The 16,947-nt window shown below is 32.8% G+C and carries 10 protein-coding genes; 2 read left to right on the top strand and 8 right to left on the bottom strand.

Annotation, left to right across the window (positions count from 1 at the left end):
- Positions 1–183: 183 nt before the first annotated feature.
- The 3 genes from FOF46_RS32955 to FOF46_RS14895 all read right to left on the bottom strand — a co-directional run bounded on the left by FOF46_RS32955 (position 184) and on the right by FOF46_RS14895 (position 2,274).
- Positions 184–318 carry a hypothetical protein gene (locus FOF46_RS32955; RefSeq protein WP_255412203.1) on the bottom strand — a complete coding sequence of 45 codons (135 nt, stop codon included), beginning with the start codon at positions 316–318 and terminating at the stop codon, positions 184–186.
- Between the two features lie 296 nt (positions 319–614).
- Positions 615–1,346: a cysteine hydrolase family protein gene (locus tag FOF46_RS14900; RefSeq protein WP_143917002.1), complete on the bottom strand. Its 732-nt coding sequence runs from the start codon at positions 1,344–1,346 to the stop codon at positions 615–617.
- 76 nt (positions 1,347–1,422) lie between these two features.
- Positions 1,423–2,274: a helix-turn-helix transcriptional regulator gene (locus FOF46_RS14895; RefSeq protein ID WP_143917001.1), complete on the bottom strand. Its 852-nt coding sequence runs from the start codon at positions 2,272–2,274 to the stop codon at positions 1,423–1,425.
- Positions 2,275–2,547: 273 nt separating this feature from the next.
- On the opposite strand from FOF46_RS14895, the gene FOF46_RS14890 reads away from it, so the two are divergent.
- Positions 2,548–3,429 (top strand): AraC family transcriptional regulator, encoded by an 882-nt coding sequence (locus FOF46_RS14890; protein WP_143917000.1) that lies wholly within the window; start codon positions 2,548–2,550, stop codon positions 3,427–3,429.
- A gap of 151 nt (positions 3,430–3,580) precedes the next feature.
- Positions 3,581–4,423, top strand: coding sequence for a phosphatase PAP2 family protein (locus FOF46_RS14885; protein WP_109434154.1), 843 nt, complete (start codon positions 3,581–3,583; stop codon positions 4,421–4,423).
- 22 nt (positions 4,424–4,445) lie between these two features.
- On the opposite strand, the gene glpK is transcribed toward FOF46_RS14885, so the two are convergent.
- From glpK to FOF46_RS14860, 5 genes are all read right to left on the bottom strand, one after another.
- Positions 4,446–7,625 (bottom strand): glycerol kinase GlpK, encoded by a 3,180-nt coding sequence (glpK, locus tag FOF46_RS14880; RefSeq protein ID WP_143916999.1) that lies wholly within the window; start codon positions 7,623–7,625, stop codon positions 4,446–4,448.
- Between the two features lie 187 nt (positions 7,626–7,812).
- A complete protein-coding gene (locus tag FOF46_RS14875) occupies positions 7,813–8,721 on the bottom strand; it encodes a GyrI-like domain-containing protein (RefSeq protein ID WP_143916998.1) in 909 nt (302 codons plus the stop codon).
- Positions 8,722–8,728: 7 nt separating this feature from the next.
- A complete protein-coding gene (locus FOF46_RS14870) occupies positions 8,729–10,129 on the bottom strand; it encodes a vanadium-dependent haloperoxidase (RefSeq protein ID WP_407933696.1) in 1,401 nt (466 codons plus the stop codon).
- The gene (locus tag FOF46_RS14865) at positions 10,113–13,382 is read right to left on the bottom strand and encodes a VCBS repeat-containing protein (protein WP_143916997.1); all 3,270 of its coding nucleotides are present in this window, start codon (positions 13,380–13,382) and stop codon (positions 10,113–10,115) included. Before FOF46_RS14865 ends, FOF46_RS14870 begins: the two co-directional genes overlap by 17 nt.
- Positions 13,383–13,454: 72 nt before the next feature.
- Positions 13,455–16,808, bottom strand: coding sequence for a VCBS repeat-containing protein (locus tag FOF46_RS14860; protein WP_143916996.1), 3,354 nt, complete (start codon positions 16,806–16,808; stop codon positions 13,455–13,457).
- Between the last annotated feature and the right edge of the window lie 139 nt (positions 16,809–16,947).

The raw sequence follows: 16,947 nt of genomic DNA, 5'->3' as shown, positions 1-16,947 counted from the left end.
AATCCTTTTAAAACCTTGAGTATTTTATCGTAATTTGCTTGAAAGTTGTGCATATGAATTATAGTGTCGTAACTACAATTTACTGCCTTTTAGCAGTTTGCGCAACTTTTTCTAAATGCACAACGGGTGTATTTATTAATTTTTTAATCTGTTTGATTCCCATAACAGAATAATATTAGTTGTTTATTTCTTCTTTTTAGTAGGTCTTTTAAAATACATTCTGGCTTTTATTTTATTATACAATAAAACAATAACAGCAAACAAACCTAATATCAACAAACCTCCTCTGCCCGTTAAGTATTCAAATATGTCCATCATAAATAGTTCTCTTTTTTGTTCAAATATATTTAATTTTCGATAAGAAAAACCCGTTTCGATTGTATTGCGTAACACCAATAAGACGTAACACTATTATGTTTCCTTACAATATAAATACAACATTTCTCAAAAAGTAAACCCTTGTACAGAAAAATCTGTCAAGGGTTTGCTCATACCATTTACAATTTGAGTTTACTGCAATAAAATGTTTTTTTTCTTTTACAGTATACCCAAACTATAACTGGTATTAATCACGAATTAATCAAAATCACTACTTCTGATATTATTAATGTCGTTTATTTTTTCGTACTCTTTATTTCTTTTACTATTTCTTTGGTAGTATACACATGACTCGCAATCATTTGAAAATTTACCACAGCAGCTTCATAAGCATTCATACCTGGTAAAATTGCTCCTGCAGTTGCATCTTTTACTACCGCTACATCAAAACCTGATTCTACAAGATCTCTCATATGAGATTCTGTACATAAATTAGCAGACATTCCTGCCAATATTACTTTACCATAGCCGTGTTTACGCAATTGTAACGCCAAATCGTTAGATTCTGGCCCATACACTTTATGAGGGCTTGTCACAATAACATTATCTCCTTTGATGTATTTTTTATAGGTATCCAGCCAATCTGCTCCTGATCCTTCAAAACCGTCTAGCGACAAAGCATCTTTTCTATCAAACATATTGATTTTATGCATCAAAGCTTCTAAAGCTCCTTCTATCTTCCATGTATGATCATGAGGGTAATAGTAGTGTGGAGAAACAAAAACTGGTATGTTTTTTTCTTTTGCTACCTTAAATAATGCTTCGATATTATCTACCGTATTATTAGCGGTTACACTTTCTCCCACAACTCCCCAAGTTACGCCATCAGGGCTTAAAAAATCATTTTGTGGATCTGTAATTACTATGGCTGTATTCTCATCTACAATAAATCCCGGATCAGGAAGCTGTGCATATACACTTGTTAATCCCGATATTAATAAAACTATGGTTACTATTACATTTTTCATTGTCTCTTTTTTTTAAGGTTAATACTCAATTTGACAATGCAAAGATGGCTCAGAAAACAGAGCAGTTGTTAGGTAACTATTCCCGAAGTGTTGGCAATTTTTCCTCACTTATTTTTTCTTTAAACTCTGAAGGGGAAATACCTTCTTGTTTTTTGAAAAAACGACTAAAGGTTTGAATATCATCATAACCGATTTCATAGGCTATTTCTTTTATTTGCTTATTCGTATAATGTAAAAGCCTTCTTGCTTCTAACATTTTTCGATCTTGTATGTATTGTAAAGGTCTTTTTGATCCTATCTTAGAAAAAATATTAGACAATGTTTTTGGGGATTTATGCAATAAACCCGCATATTCTGAAACACTATGTTTTGTTTTAAAATGCTGTTCTACCAAAAAATTAAATTCTCTTACCATATCAGAATCTTCTTTTTTGCTAGGATAGTTTTCCTGAGACTTATAAATTCTGGCACATAGAATAAGATAGCGTTTTAACATCATTTGCAACATCTCTATTTGCAAACTATCATCAGATTGCATTTCTATAGTAAACATTTTCCATAAGGTTTCGAACTTATCTACTTCTTCTTCGGGAATCTGAATAACAGGTAACTGTGATGCTCCAAAAAACAAAATACCTTTACATCCCACTTCTGTGTCATGATCAAGAATACAATAGAAAGGTCTATTAAATCGAAGAAATCTAATCTGTTTTATATCTTTTATAATAACGCGATGAAACTCGGTTAAAAACACAATTTGATTTTTAAAAAATATATGACTCTTTCCATCTATTATTAATTCATTCAAATCAGATTCAAACCATAAAATAGTTAAGCTACTTTCGATAGTTTTTTTTAATACATCATTGTTTTGACTATTAATAGTTTCTAGCTGAAGATATTCCTTTATATTTCCTAAAAAAATCATATTTACATTTGGCTTTTAGTATTGCCAAAATTTTGCCTTAATTGTTAACTGTACTTCATAGTATTGCATAAATCCAACATCATCACAAAGAAATACATCGATTTATCATAAAAACATCCCCACATCTATACTTTGAATATTTTCTTCATAAGATATTCTCTAAGTTCTTATAAACTAACTTTTCTTTATTGCAAGATATACATTGATAGACATTTGCCTGTTTTATTATTAACACCTTTATTTGTACAATTAAGACATTGACTCTAATATATCATGAAACTTCCTATTTTAGATATTACTCAATTTCACGATACCGGTGATATTGAGAGTTTTTATGCTAATGATTTTGAATCCCATCTACGTAATAATCGGGATATAATATCTCATCCTCACAAGCATAATTTTTACCTTTCGGTTCTATTTATAGAAGGGGAAGGAATTCATGAGATCGATTTTGAATCTTATTCAATCAAACCAGGATCTATTTTCCTTTTAAGACCAGGGCAAACCCATTCTTGGAAATTTACAAAACCAGGAAAAGGGTATATCTTTTTTCATTCTAAAGAATTTTATGAAGCTATTTGTCAAAATAAAAACCTTAATATATTTCCTTTCTTCTTTTCAAACCAAAACTCTCCATCGATTTACCTCAACAAAGAGACTATGTCCTCTATCGAACCACTTTTTATCTCTATTCTAAATGAAACACGTTCTTCTGCACCATTAAAAAAGCAAAAATTAGTCAACCTCATTGATCTAATCTATATAGAATTATCTCGACTTGTATTAAAGGATAGCCTTGAAGACCTGGTAAATTCTAAAAACTTTACCATGAAGTTATATAAGTTCGAACAATTGATAGAAGAGAAGTATAAAACATTAAAATCTGCTCTCGCCTATGCCGAAATCATGAATATTAGTGTTAAACATTTAAATCGAATCTGTAAAGAGACTATTGGAAAAACAACTACAGACCTTATTCTGGAAAGAGTCATTTTAGAAGCCAAAAGACAAATCTTATATTCTGAAAATAATCTTGCAGAAATTGCCTGGGATCTTGGATATGATGATTATTCTCATTTCTCAAAATTATTTAAACAAAAAAGTGGTATATCCCCTTCTCAGTTTCAAAAAATGTATCTAAAGAAGGTATAATTTCTTCGTCTGTTAAGTACATAAAGGTTAAATCATTATATTTATGATTTCATCAGAGGCTCAAATTTATATTTGGGTTTTGTTTTTTTATATGAATAGATATATTCGTTATTATTAAGAAGTTACTATTTTTGCTTCGTAAATTTTTACTATGAATTATTTCAAGACCCTACTTACTTATACTCTGTTAGTTTTCATTACAACCTCAATTCATTCTCAAGATTCTGAAGGAGAAATGACGACCTGGCAGATGATCAAATATGATGGAGCTTCAATTTATAAAGGAGTAAAACACACCTATACTCAACCCTTTAGATGGAAAGGAAAAGATTGGGCCACCTTTGGCGGAATAGTAGCAGGAACAGCAACTTTACTAGCCCTTGATGAACCTGCCAATGAGTATTTTACAAAACAAGGAGAAGATATCCCCAGCGGGATAAGGGAAGTAAGTTTTCGTTTTGGGAAACCTTTATTAAATTATGGTTTAACAAGTAGCGTATATGCATTAGGGTTAATTACAAAAAATGAAAAAATAAGAAAAACTGGAGTATTACTAATTGCTTCTGCAACAGCTGGAGGATTGCTCCAGACGGTAAGTAAGACCTTAATAGGGCGAGCACGACCACTTACAGGAGAAGGAAATCTAAGTTTTCGGTTTTATTCTGGAGGTGATGCCGGGTTTCATTCTTTTCCTTCAGGGCATGCTATTCTTTCAGTTACGACCGCTTATGCTATAGGAAAACAGTTTAAAAACCCATATATAAAAGGAGGTATTTATGCCATTGGAATGTTATCACCAATATCTCGTTTATGGGAAGGGGCGCATTGGCTTACAGATGTTGTTTTGAGTACAGCTTTAAGTATCGTTATCGTTGATGGTATCGATAAATACTTAAAAAGGACAGAACGCTATGCTTACAACAATAAAGAAAATAAGATACGTTGGAACCTTAAACTAGGAGCAGGGCAAATAGGAATAGTAGGGCAATTTTAACTCTAAAATAGTTTTTTCTTTTCTATTCAAATTCTTTTTCATAATAAGTAGCTGCATCTTGTAATAAAAGATCTAAATATTTGTTTTCTGCTTTAAGACGAATTTCATCCCATCTTAAATATTTTATTAGATCTTCCTGAACTAAGGACCTATACTGATGTACACTTTGGATATCAAAATAGAGCCTCCCTGTTCTCCTAACAAAAAAGTCTGCCAAACCATTGGTCATTTCATGATGTACACTATACCATAACTCTGCTCGTATTAATTTTTCTTTAACAGAATCGTTTAAAAAGTAATTTACCTTATCTATAATAATATCTGCTTGTTTGCCATAAGTAGTAGCCAAATACCATCCATAATAGGGGTCATCATTTTTTAATTCTTTAAGTCGTAATGTAATATGATCCAGATATACATTTACGGCTGCAGTATCTTCAAGTGGTGTGCTCGTAAGAGGAATTTGCTCTGTATGAGACTTAGAAAATTTGTCTCTCCTTTTAGCACTCATTGTCTTAAGTACTGTATCAATTACTCGTTGTGCCATCTTTCTATATCCGGTAAGTTTTCCTCCTGCAATAGAGATTAACCCCGTTTTTGATACAAAAATTTCATCTTTTCTGGATAGTTCTGAGGGATCCTTTCCATCTTCATGAATCAATGGTCTAAGTCCTGCCCAATTTGATTCTATATCTTCCTGACTTAAGTGTACCGTAGGAAACATATTATTAATAGCATCCAAAAGATACTGAGCATCCATAGTGGTTGCTACGACACGATTAAGGTTTGCACTATAGTTTGTATCTGTAGTCCCCACATAGGTAGCTCTTCCTCTCGGAATTGCAAAAATCATCCTTCCATCGGGAACATCAAAATAAATGGACTGAGTAAGCGGAAAACGCTCTCTAGAGAAAACAAGATGAACTCCTTTGGTAAGATGCAGGTGCTTATTATTCATAGAATGATCTTTTTCTCGTAAAAGATCCACCCATGGACCCGCCGCAGAAACAAAATTTCTAGAGCGTATCGTGAAACTTTTCTTCGTATTGTGATCAATACATTTTAGACTTTTAATCTTACCTTCTTCATCATAATTAAAAGAAGTCATTTCGCAATAGTTTATACTATTTGCTCCAAAAGAAGCCGCCTTTTTAAGTAATTCTACAGTAAGTCTTGCATCATCTGTTCTATATTCTGCATAGTATCCTCCTCCTGTAAGTCCATCTTTACTAAGTAATGGTTCCTTTTCTAATGTTTCCTGCGCACTTAACATTTTTCTTTTGTCATCCCCTTCTACATTGGCAAGAAAATCATAAACTTTTAACCCTACAGATGCCATAAATTTTCCATACGTACCTCCTTCGATAAGAGGCAATAGCATTTTTTCGGGGACCACTAGATGGGGAGCAAGTTTATGCACTGTTGCACGTTCACTACCCGATTCTTTTACCAAGCCTATTTCCATCTGTTTAAGATATCTAAGGCCACCATGGATAAGCTTTGTTGATTTATTACTGGTTCCTGAAGCAAAGTCATTTTTTTCTACCAAACACACTTTTAACCCTCTGGATGCCGCATCCAATGCTATTCCAGCTCCGGTTACTCCACCTCCTATGACAACAAGGTCATATTTTTCATTTTTTGCACTCCGCAATTGCATCTCTCTATCTAAGACAGAAAAACGAATAGGTCCGTCCTCTTTCACAGCTAACATATTTTTATTCACTGTCTTGGTACGAGCCACTGCTTGTTGCCATCCAGTATACTTACGACTGCGTTCATGTGCCGTAATTTCTGGAGTAAATATTGTGTCTATGGTTCTAATTTTTGAAATATCTTTTTTTGTCCATATTCCAGCCTTAATTCCTGCTAAAAATGCCGCACCCATAGCAGTAACTTCTAACATTTTTGGACGATCTACTGCTACATTAAGAATATCTGACTGAAATTGCATTAAATAATTATTTGCTGATGCACCGCCATCTACCTTAAGTTCTTTCATCTGTTTGCCGCTATCTTCTACCATAGCTTCCAGTACATCTCGCGTTTGGTAAGCCAATGCCTCTATTGTAGCTTTGATTATTTCATTTTTACCAGAATCCAATGTAAGTCCATAAATTGCTCCTTTGGCTTCCATATCCCAATATGGAGCTCCTAATCCTGCAAATGCCGGTACAACATATAATTCATCAGAAGTAGGAGTGGATTTACAAATAGCTTCTGTTTCTGAAGCGTTATCAATAATTTGAAGTTTATCTCGTAACCACTGTACAGATGCTCCTCCCACAAAAATACTCCCTTCTAGCGCATATTTAATATTATCTTCTGGTAAGCTACAACATAATGTAGTTAGTAAACCATTTTTGGATTTATATGGTTTTTTACCTGTATTAAGTAACATAAAACACCCTGTCCCGTACGTATTTTTAGCAATTCCAGAGGTATATCCTCCTTGTCCAAATAATGAGGCTTGTTGATCTCCTGCTACTCCATAAATGGGAATATCATACCCCTGGTAATTAATATTCCCAAAATCTGAAGAAGAATATTGTACTTGAGGCAGTACCGATTTAGGAATATCCATTGCCTTTAATAATGTGTCATCCCAGTCTAAATCAATGATATTATAAAGCATCGTTCTCGATGCATTAGAATGATCTGTAACATGCTTAGCTCCATTAGTAAATTTCCAGATTAACCAAGTATCTATTGTTCCGAATAAAAGATCTCCATTTATTGCTTTTTCTCTGGCACCTTCGACATGATCCAATATCCATTTTAATTTTGTTCCAGAAAAATAAGAATCAATCACCAACCCCGTATGCTTAGATACATATTCATCTAATCCTTTTGATTTGAGGTGTTCACAAATCTTGGTAGTTCTTTTATCCAACCAAACTATCGCATTATAAATAGGCTTTCCTGTAGTTTTATCCCAAACAACTGTCGTTTCTCTTTGATTAGTGATTCCTATAGCAGCAACTTCTTCGATACGTAATCCAGATGTCTTCAATACTTCTTCAAGAACTTCTTGCTGATGCATAAAAATTTCAAGCGGATCATGTTCAACCCATCCTGATTTAGGATAATGTTGTGTTAATTCTTTTTGGGCAACACCACATATCTCTCCTAGATCGTTAAAAATAATAGCCCTAGTACTTGTGGTCCCCTGATCAAATGCGATGATGTGTTTTTTGGTCATATCCTAATGTTTAAATGCAATACAACAACTTATTTTCTAAGCAAAATCTCGTAGGAAGTTCTTAAAAAAGGAGTGATTACTTATATATTTTAACAATATTTCTTCAATAGAAAATTATTCTTTTGATAAAAATAATGATTTTCTATGCTATTCTATGCTATTATATAAATTAATTTTAAAACACTATTCATTCTTCAGCATACTCATCTTTGATCGGTAGAAATATTTCTGCTTTCCATTCTAGCTCATTTCCTCCTTGCATTGGGTTATTGTAAAAAATCTCTAACGGTGTATTTTCTACTAAAATATCATTTTTCCTTGCGTAGGCTAATAATACAAACCATGCTTCATCACTATTTCTATAGTTCCCATGATACGTAGCTTTCAAAGCCTTTTTAGACTTTATTTTTCCGACATTAATTCCTGAACCAACTGGCAATGAATCCTGGTACCGTATAGGAAATCCAAAATCAAGGTGAATAGAATCTGTTTTAGTATCCCAATTACTGATATTTACAAAAGGAAAACCTGTTTTTTGTATATCGTTTTTAGTCAACATAGGATATAGATATGCATTAGATCTCATCATTTCGTTAGCTTTCCTATATCGTTTGGTTTTAGAAGAAACTGAAATAAATTCCATTTCAGGCAACTCTGCTTCCCCATCAATGACTACCATAAAACTATTTGTATAGTTCATTATTTTTTTTCTGAAATCGATAAGATTACTCTTTACAGAGTCTATAATCGTTGAAGCTCCAATGAGCACATTCAGTCGATTTGTAAACGAATGATCTTGAGAGATAATACCAACATCTATTTTGGTAACGGTATCCCCTATACTTTTAAAATTCCACTCTAATGTAACTGGTATTTTATCAACCACTATCTTCTGTTGTAACGATTCATAAGGATAAATTTCTTTGATATCATTAGTTTTTGCACTCGATCTAAGGTTTTTTACCTGATCATATACACTTCCTGGAGCTGCATTTGCTTTGAAGCTAATCTCGTAGTCATATTTTTTAATATATAAATACCACACGGCTAATCCCAAAAGCAGGGTTATTATAACAATCACTACTTTCTTCATCATTTATATGCTATTCATTGCTATCTGTTTTGACATTTTCATTTATCATCTGAAGTTTTTTGACCACAAAGCCTCCTAGTTTTCGTCCTTGTTCCAAACCTAAATCTATGGCTGCACGATAGTGGATTCCGCCATATAACCTACTAATTGCGGCTTCATCTGCTGCTAAGTTAAAAGAGTTAAAAGATCGAATGGGAAGTCCATACTGTACTTCGGTATCATCATTAAAAGCAAAATTATCTCCATAAATCTCGGTTAACACTGTCGAGGCAGCTCCAGAAACTACCGAATGTCCGCTGGTATATTCTGGAAAAGGTGGTGTTTGTAGAACTGGTTCCCAATGCTCATCAATATGCTGATTTATTAGCGTTTCTGGACGTATCAAATTACTTCTGTACTTCTCATCCCAGCAACTTATAAATGCATCAGAGATGGCTATAGATGTTTTTGTATATGCATATACCGTTTTTGCAAAACCTGCATCTGTTTTCCGACAGGCAATTTTACAAATCCCGATCCAATGTGCTCCTGGAGTAATCTTTTTTGTAGCAAACATAAGGTGTCCTTTATGTGTTGACACATATGGATTGCAGTCCCAGAATTGAGCTATTTGGATTTTTTCTGAAGTTTCTCCTTCTGCTTTTATTTCTTTTCCAATCTCATACGTCTCTAATACTTCTTTATAAAAAGGAGAATCCTTTTCTAAGGAAAAATCGGGATGTTTTGTTGGTGTAAACTGTGATGCAGAATCAATAATAGAAGCCCTAATCTCCCTCCAATGAGGTTCAATCCCATCCATATAATCTGGTGGTGTAGGTTGCCAACGAGCAGGATCATCTGTATTTACTGTAAATTTAGGCATGGTACGCGTTTGCGCATAGTTATCCTTAGACAACCAATCTTTTATGTGCTGTGCCACTTGCTGCCCATATGCTTTAGAAGTTATAAAACTTGTTTCATTAATTCCTTTCCATGAATTGTACAAACTATCTCTATAGACTTCTATTTTATCTTCCGAAAAAACAAGTTCTTTACCTACATCCAGATAGGCTACCAGTGCTGCAACTTTATAATTAATTTTTAGAGTTGTATCTGCCTTAGGAATTGCAGTAAGTCCATGTAATTTACCCGATAAAGTTCTATACCTCTTATTTTCCTGGCAAATAACTTCGTATGCTGCAATATTAGGATAGTTATATATTCTACTCGCTACAGGAGGAGAAAATATATCATGAACCATCACTTCGGTAATTTTATCCACTGTATTGTGATAATTATCTTGTGTAATTTCTATTTGAATAGTTTCTTTTTGACAAGAACTTAATACTACCAAGAATAGGAAAAGATATAAAAGTCCTTTTTGTCCTTTGAACATTTTTAGGAAATTCTGTTTATTATTTAGAAAATTCATAAATCTCAGATTCTGCATTGTTAATGGTAATTAGTAAATAAGTGTGAGCAGCAAAATTAATGATATTTAGCCCTCGTACTGATTTTTGAGTAAGGTTAATATTCAATTCACTTCCTTCAATTACGTCTCCATTTTTTTGAAGTACTGCTCCAGCAAAGCTATCAAATCTACCATGATATGGTATTACTCCAAAATAATTACCTGCCATTAGAACTTCTTCTTTTCCATCATCATTAAAATCATATTTTAGCATACTTGTAATGGGTGAAGTTTGTAGTACATCTTTAAAAGGAACGAAAGTAAATTTTCCAGTATCATTTTTTAAATACCCTGATGCTAATTGATGTGCTTCAAGCAAAGTTGCTTTATCTAATAATTTAGTTCCAAAAATTTCTTCTACTGTTTTTCCTGCAAAGGCCGAATAGGAAGTGAATTTTTTCCTTAGAAAATTTAACTGACTTGATAATTCATCGAGTCCAAGTGCAGTATAATAGTTCCCATTTTTGGGAATAGCAACAATAGTTTCTGTCTTTTTATTATCATCAAAATCAGAATAATATAATCGTAACGGAAAATCTATTGATGCCTTAAATTTAGAATTGAGTCCAAAGTTTCCCAGCATATAATCGTTATCACCATCATTATCAATATCAAATGCTATTATAGATTGCCATAAACCATTCATGTTCTCTTTTAAGACAGAAGATGTAACATCTAACAACCTCCCATTATCATTCTTAAAAAAATGAGGAGACATCCATTCTCCAACTACGATTAAGTCATGAAGTCCATCCCCATCAAAATCATTCCAAAGAGCATCGGTAACCATTCCTACTTTCTGTAAAGCTGTATCCTCTTTTTTTCTAAAACTACCATTATCATTTATCAACATATAGGAGTTCGGAATATTCCCAAAATCATTAGATACTGCATATGCTCCTATAAAAAGGTCCAGATCCCCATCAGCATCTATATCATATGGTTTAATAACAGATTCATGTTCGAAAATCTCAGGAAATTCAGCCTTAAACAAACCTGTATCTGAATTAAGATATAAGCGATCTACAAGCTCTTTTGATGTCCCATAGTATTCTCCACCAGAAGAGGCTACTAAAAGATCTTTTTTACCATCTCCATTAAGATCTTCAAGTATTGCAGTTACATCTTCTTTTCGTTTATCATCTTCTAAAACGTCAATTTGTTGATTTTCAAAACCTGTTGCGGTCTGAAATACTATTTGAGAAGTTTCATTTTTTGAACTTCCAAAGAAAATATCGTCTTTTCCATCTCCGTTGATATCCCCCACAACAGTTGCAGGCCCTCGATCAGAAATCTTATACGGAATCAGTTTTTGTCTATTAAAATCTATATATGTATTCTCTTTATGAACATAATGTAACCCTGGTAGGCTATCTATTTTGTTAAACCACTCTTTTTTTCCAGGAAATATTTTATCATAATTAACCGTATTTCGTTTATTCAAAACTTTAATAGTTAATGTTTGATTTGTTTCTATATGCTCAGCGACTTGGATGGTATTATCAGGCCAAATAACCTTAAGGGAATCTATTATTTTTGTATTTCCATACCCAAAATGAATGATCGCTTCTGAGGAAGACTGAAACCCTTTTGCTGTAAACAACTGTTTATATTGTGCTATCCCATTATGGTACGATATCACCTTTGTTCCTATTCCAAATACATTCGGTTTTTTATATTCAAACTTTAGTTTTACATAGTTTGATGTCTCGTTTGTTTTATTTCTATAAAAAGTAACAAGAGTATTCATATTATTAGTTACAATATCAATATCTCCATCATTATCAAAATCTGCATATGCACTTCCTGTAGATATAATTGAATCCTTTGGTAACCAGGATTTTGATCGATCTTTGAATCTAACCTCGTCAGACCCTTGAAACACATAATTTTGCACTGCTCCCGATGGCATGATACTTAACGCTTCATTATCTACCAACTTGGTTTTGGTTAGCTTATCTTTAATTTTTTCATTAGAGATATATTTTATGTAGTCCAGATTATTTGGACGTTTTGGTATCCCGTTGGCTATAAAAACATCTTGTTCTCCATCTTGATCATAATCTGCAAACAATGCCGACCAACTCCAATCACTTTGAGCAACACCACTAAGTAAAGCTGTTTCAGAAAAGAATTTTCCGGCCTTATTAATTTGTAGCATATTACGAGTATACTGGTAATGATATCCTAATTTATGAATCCTCATATCCAGCATATCCAGCGTCTCATCTCCTATAGATGCTTTTAGTACTTTTTCATCTTCGGGAGTCATATCTAGTGTCAAAATATCAACAAAGCCGTCATGATTAATATCAGTCGCATCACTCCCCATTGAAAAACGACTCGTATGTCCAAAATTTTCTTTTAATCGTTCACTAAATGTCCCATTTCTATTATTGATATAATAATAATCATCCTCATGAAAATCATTACTTATATAAATATCAGTGAATCCATCGTTATTAAAATCTGCTGTTGATATACCTAATCCATAGCCATTAGCTCCTCCAAAAATTCCAGCTTCTTCACTTACATCGGTAAAGATTGCACCATCATTACGAAGTAATTTATCCCCACTTTCGTAGCTTCTTTTATTACGTACAGAAGCTTTGCCAAAAGAATGTTGTGTATGAATAGCGTGATTAAGAAGATACATATCTAAATCTCCGTCATTATCATAGTCAAAGAATGCAACTGTAGAAGAGTAATTATCAAAATCCAATCCGTATTGTGATGCTTTTTCTGTAAATGTAGCATCCCCATTATTGATAAATAACTCATTAACTCCATCTAAACCCTGAATTCCTGCTACAGCACAAACATAGATATCCAAATAACCATCCCCATTTACATCGGCCATTACAGTACCTGTATTCCAGTCGGCATGACCAGCAACACCAGCTCTCTCAGTAATATCTTCAAATTCAAAATTACCTTTATTAAGATATAATCTATTCTTATCCTGATTTGAAGTAAAAAAAACATCAACCAAGCCATCATTATTAATGTCTCCAACTGCAACACCAGCTCCATTATAAAAATACAAGTAATCCAAAATATTTAAATCTTCTGTTGACTTTATATTATTTTGAAAAGTCACTTTTGTAGTTTCTACATCTACTTTATCAAATAATTCTCCATATTGTGATTCTCGCTTATTACAGCAACAAAAAAACAGTATTCCAAAAATTGTTATGATTATTTTTTTGATCATTATTATTTCTAAAAGTTACTAGCGTTTAGACCTTACAGGTTTTTGAAACCTGTGAGACCCATTATCAAAATCTTATTCTTTCAATTCAAAAATCTTTGGAGGCTGGTTATTTATTCCTGAAATTAAATATTTTCTATCTTCATTGTTTTTTATCCAATGTATTTCTTTTACTTCTCCTTCTACAAAAAATCCTGAAGATTCTTCATGAATATATTTCCCTTTACCATCACTAAACAAAACAACACCCCTACTAGCATCTAACCTAGAAAATTGTGGTTTAAAATTATAATTGTTCCCTCCCAGAATTAAATCCAAATGGCCATCATTATTAAGATCTACAGTTTCTATAGCATTAACACATGATAATTGTGCTTCTCGAGGTAAGGCTTTGATTTCAAAATTGCCATTACCATCATTATATGCTACCAGACTTGCAAAATTATTTACGTTTTTAACTATTGCATTTTGTAATACTTTTGCAGAAAACAACTCATCAATAGATTTAGTTGCGTATTCTGAGAATTTCAGATTTTGTTTTTTAAGCACATTGATTTGACCTGTTATTTCTTTCTTTAGATGTATCGGAACATCTTTTCCATTAATTGTTTGAGTAAACACCTGTTCTATGGTGCCGTTATTGTCAAAATCATTGATATACACTTTGGCTGGTTGTTGATTATTTGCTTTATACATTGCATTTAATCCACGGTTTCCTAATATCAGATCAATATCTCCATCTTCATCAAGGTCTGTAGCCTTAACTGTATTAAACCATCCCGAAACACTATCAAGATTACTATGTAAAAGAGTTAATCTTCGACCGTTATTCTTAAAAATCTTTGGAGACATCCATTCACCAACCAGAATCAAATCTTTTTTATTATCTCCATCAACATCCTCCCAGGTAGCATCGGTAATCATACCAATATCTTGTGCCTTAAAAGCCTTTGATTCAATACTATTTTTAAAGTTTCCTTTACCATCATTTTCTAAAAGTTGATTTTTAGGGTTTATTCCATAAATCCCGGGTACACTAATACTTCCAATAAAAATATCAACATCCCCATCTCCATCAAAATCATGAGGAGCAATAACCGAAGTGTTGGTATCGTTAAAAATCGTTTGTCCTTTAGAAAAATTTCCTTTACCATCATTAAGGTATATTCTTGTACTAAATTGAGTAGTTTTGGCTTGCGCAAAATTTCCTCCGGATCCAATAACCAAATCTAAATCCTGATCATTGTCAATGTCTATAAAATAAGCCGCTGTATCTTCATATGAGATTTCTTCTTTGTCTTTCCATGGAACTGTTTTCTGTGCAGACTTAAAGAATTGATTATCTTTTGTTTGAATATATAAATTCCCTGGTTGATTTGCCGCTCCACCAACATAAACATCATCTCTTTTATCTCCGTTCACATCTCCCACTGCAATTGCTGGCCCCTCTTTAGATAACATTTTTGGAATTAAACCTTCATAATCAAAATCTACATATGGGTCTTCTTTATGCCTAAGTATATTGGTTTTTATTTCAGAAAAATAACCATTTTCTGTATTCGTTGTTTTTTTGATGCCTTTAGAAGCATCAACAATATCCAATTGAATAGTTTGATTTGCATTAATTGTATTAAGTTTTTGAGTTTTCCCATCTGGCCAAACTACTCTTATAGAATCTACTTTTTCCGCTTTACCCAACCCAAAAGTCATTTTATAATCTATTGACGATTGAAATCCTCTTGACGGAACCAATTCTTGTCTTAATATTTCATCATCTCTATATACTTCTACAATACTCCCGATACCAAAGGTATTTTTATCCGCCCCTTTTAACTCAACTTTCAAATAATTATTTTCTGAATTATTTTGATACACAAATAATGGCATGTTTACATTATTTACTACCAAATCTAAATCACCATCGTTATCTAAGTCACCATATGCTGCTCCATTAGAAAAACTAGGCTCAGTAAATCCAAAGTCTGTAGTGGCATTAGAAAAGGTAAGATCTTGATTATTCCTGAATGCATAATTAAGAATAGGAACACTTGGCATATTATTGATAATAGAATCCTGAGAGGTTTGCTTTCCAGAAATTGCCATTTTTTGATAAATCTCTGCTGCAAAAAAGTCCATAAAATCTTGATTTGTCAGATCGTGATAGATTCCATTACATACATAAATATCTCGATAACCATCATTATCCATATCAAATAATAATGCTCCCCATGACCAATCTGTATTACCCACTCCACTGTAAAATGCAACTTCAGAAAACGTATCATCTCCGTTATTAAGATGTAACGTATTTTGCATGTATTGGTGATAGAAATCTTTACGTTGTTTTAGCTTGTAAACATCATATCGTTCAAAATCACTGGTATTTTTAAGTCTCTCATCGTCTTCTGGAAGCATATCTGTAATAAAAACCTCTGGTTTACCATCATTATTAAGGTCAGCCATATCAGCGCCCATGGATGCCAAACTTATATGAGGCATTTTATTTTTTATATCTTCTGTAAATGTACCATCACCATTATTAATATATAAATAATCACGCTCATAGAAATCGTTAGAAACATAGATATCAGGAAATAGATCTTCATTAATATCTCCCACAGTAACTCCCAAACCAAAACCTATTAAACTTCCATAAATTCCGGCACTTGCGCTTACATCTATAAATTTCCCATCATCATTACGTAATAGCTTATCTCCACCTCCTTTAAACATATCGGGAAGATCCCAATCTTCACTTCTTATCTCTCTTTTATTAGAGTATCCTAAACTATTTACAGGAATAAAACTATTATTAAGTATATAAGCGTCTAAATCTCCATCTAAGTCATAATCAAAAAAAGCAGTATGTGTGGTAAATCCGCTATCAGCGAGATTATATTCTGAAGCTTTTTCTGTAAAAGTTATGGTTCCAGAGCTTGTCGAAGGACCATTATTAATAAAAAGCTCATTCTTTTGATCATCACCTTTTACATTTCCTGCATTACATACATAAATATCCAGTAAACCATCTGCATTTATATCTACCAAAACTACCCCCGTAGACCAAGATCTATTCCCATTAACTCCAGAAGATTCTGAAATATCTTCGAACACAAAATTTCCTTTATTCAGATACAATTTGTTTTTACCCATATTAGAAGTCAGGTATATATCAGAAAGGCCATCATTATTGATATCCCCAATAGCCACTCCACCTCCGTTATAGAAGTTTCGATACTTAAAGATGTTAAAATCTTTTTGATTGGTAACTTGATTTATAAAATCAATACCTGTTTTTTCTGACTCTAGCTTAGTAAATAATGCAGGTGTACTTGTTTGATTTACGTTTGTTACGGGTTGTTCATTTTTCTGGCCACAAGAAATTAGTAACCCTATTATAAATAAGTGCAAAAAAGTTTTGCGTATCATGGTTCTGCTTTGTGAATGATCAATGATTAAACTCATGGTTAAAAATCAAGTATTTTTAAAAAAACAATTTAACCTCATTTCGAAACCACTAAAAATTGAGTTTCTAAATATGCTTTACTAAAGTAGCAAAGCCCTTCGA

Source organism: Aquimarina algiphila (assembly GCF_007489275.1).
GTDB lineage: Bacteria > Bacteroidota > Bacteroidia > Flavobacteriales > Flavobacteriaceae > Aquimarina > Aquimarina algiphila.
Note: the sequence above shows the minus strand (reverse complement) of the source record. Positions and strands in the feature narration are given on the sequence as shown.

Coding starts and splice junctions, on each gene's coding strand:
- FOF46_RS14865 (WP_143916997.1), bottom strand. CDS start 13,382: ATGATCAAAAAAATAATCATAACAATTTTTGGAATACTGTTTTTTTGT.
- glpK (WP_143916999.1), bottom strand. CDS start 7,625: ATGACCAAAAAACACATCATCGCATTTGATCAGGGGACCACAAGTACT.
- FOF46_RS14860 (WP_143916996.1), bottom strand. CDS start 16,808: ATGATACGCAAAACTTTTTTGCACTTATTTATAATAGGGTTACTAATT.
- FOF46_RS14900 (WP_143917002.1), bottom strand. CDS start 1,346: ATGAAAAATGTAATAGTAACCATAGTTTTATTAATATCGGGATTAACA.
- FOF46_RS14885 (WP_109434154.1), top strand. CDS start 3,581: ATGAATTATTTCAAGACCCTACTTACTTATACTCTGTTAGTTTTCATT.
- FOF46_RS14870 (WP_407933696.1), bottom strand. CDS start 10,129: ATGAATTTTCTAAATAATAAACAGAATTTCCTAAAAATGTTCAAAGGA.
- FOF46_RS14895 (WP_143917001.1), bottom strand. CDS start 2,274: ATGATTTTTTTAGGAAATATAAAGGAATATCTTCAGCTAGAAACTATT.
- FOF46_RS14890 (WP_143917000.1), top strand. CDS start 2,548: ATGAAACTTCCTATTTTAGATATTACTCAATTTCACGATACCGGTGAT.
- FOF46_RS14875 (WP_143916998.1), bottom strand. CDS start 8,721: ATGATGAAGAAAGTAGTGATTGTTATAATAACCCTGCTTTTGGGATTA.
- FOF46_RS32955 (WP_255412203.1), bottom strand. CDS start 318: ATGATGGACATATTTGAATACTTAACGGGCAGAGGAGGTTTGTTGATA.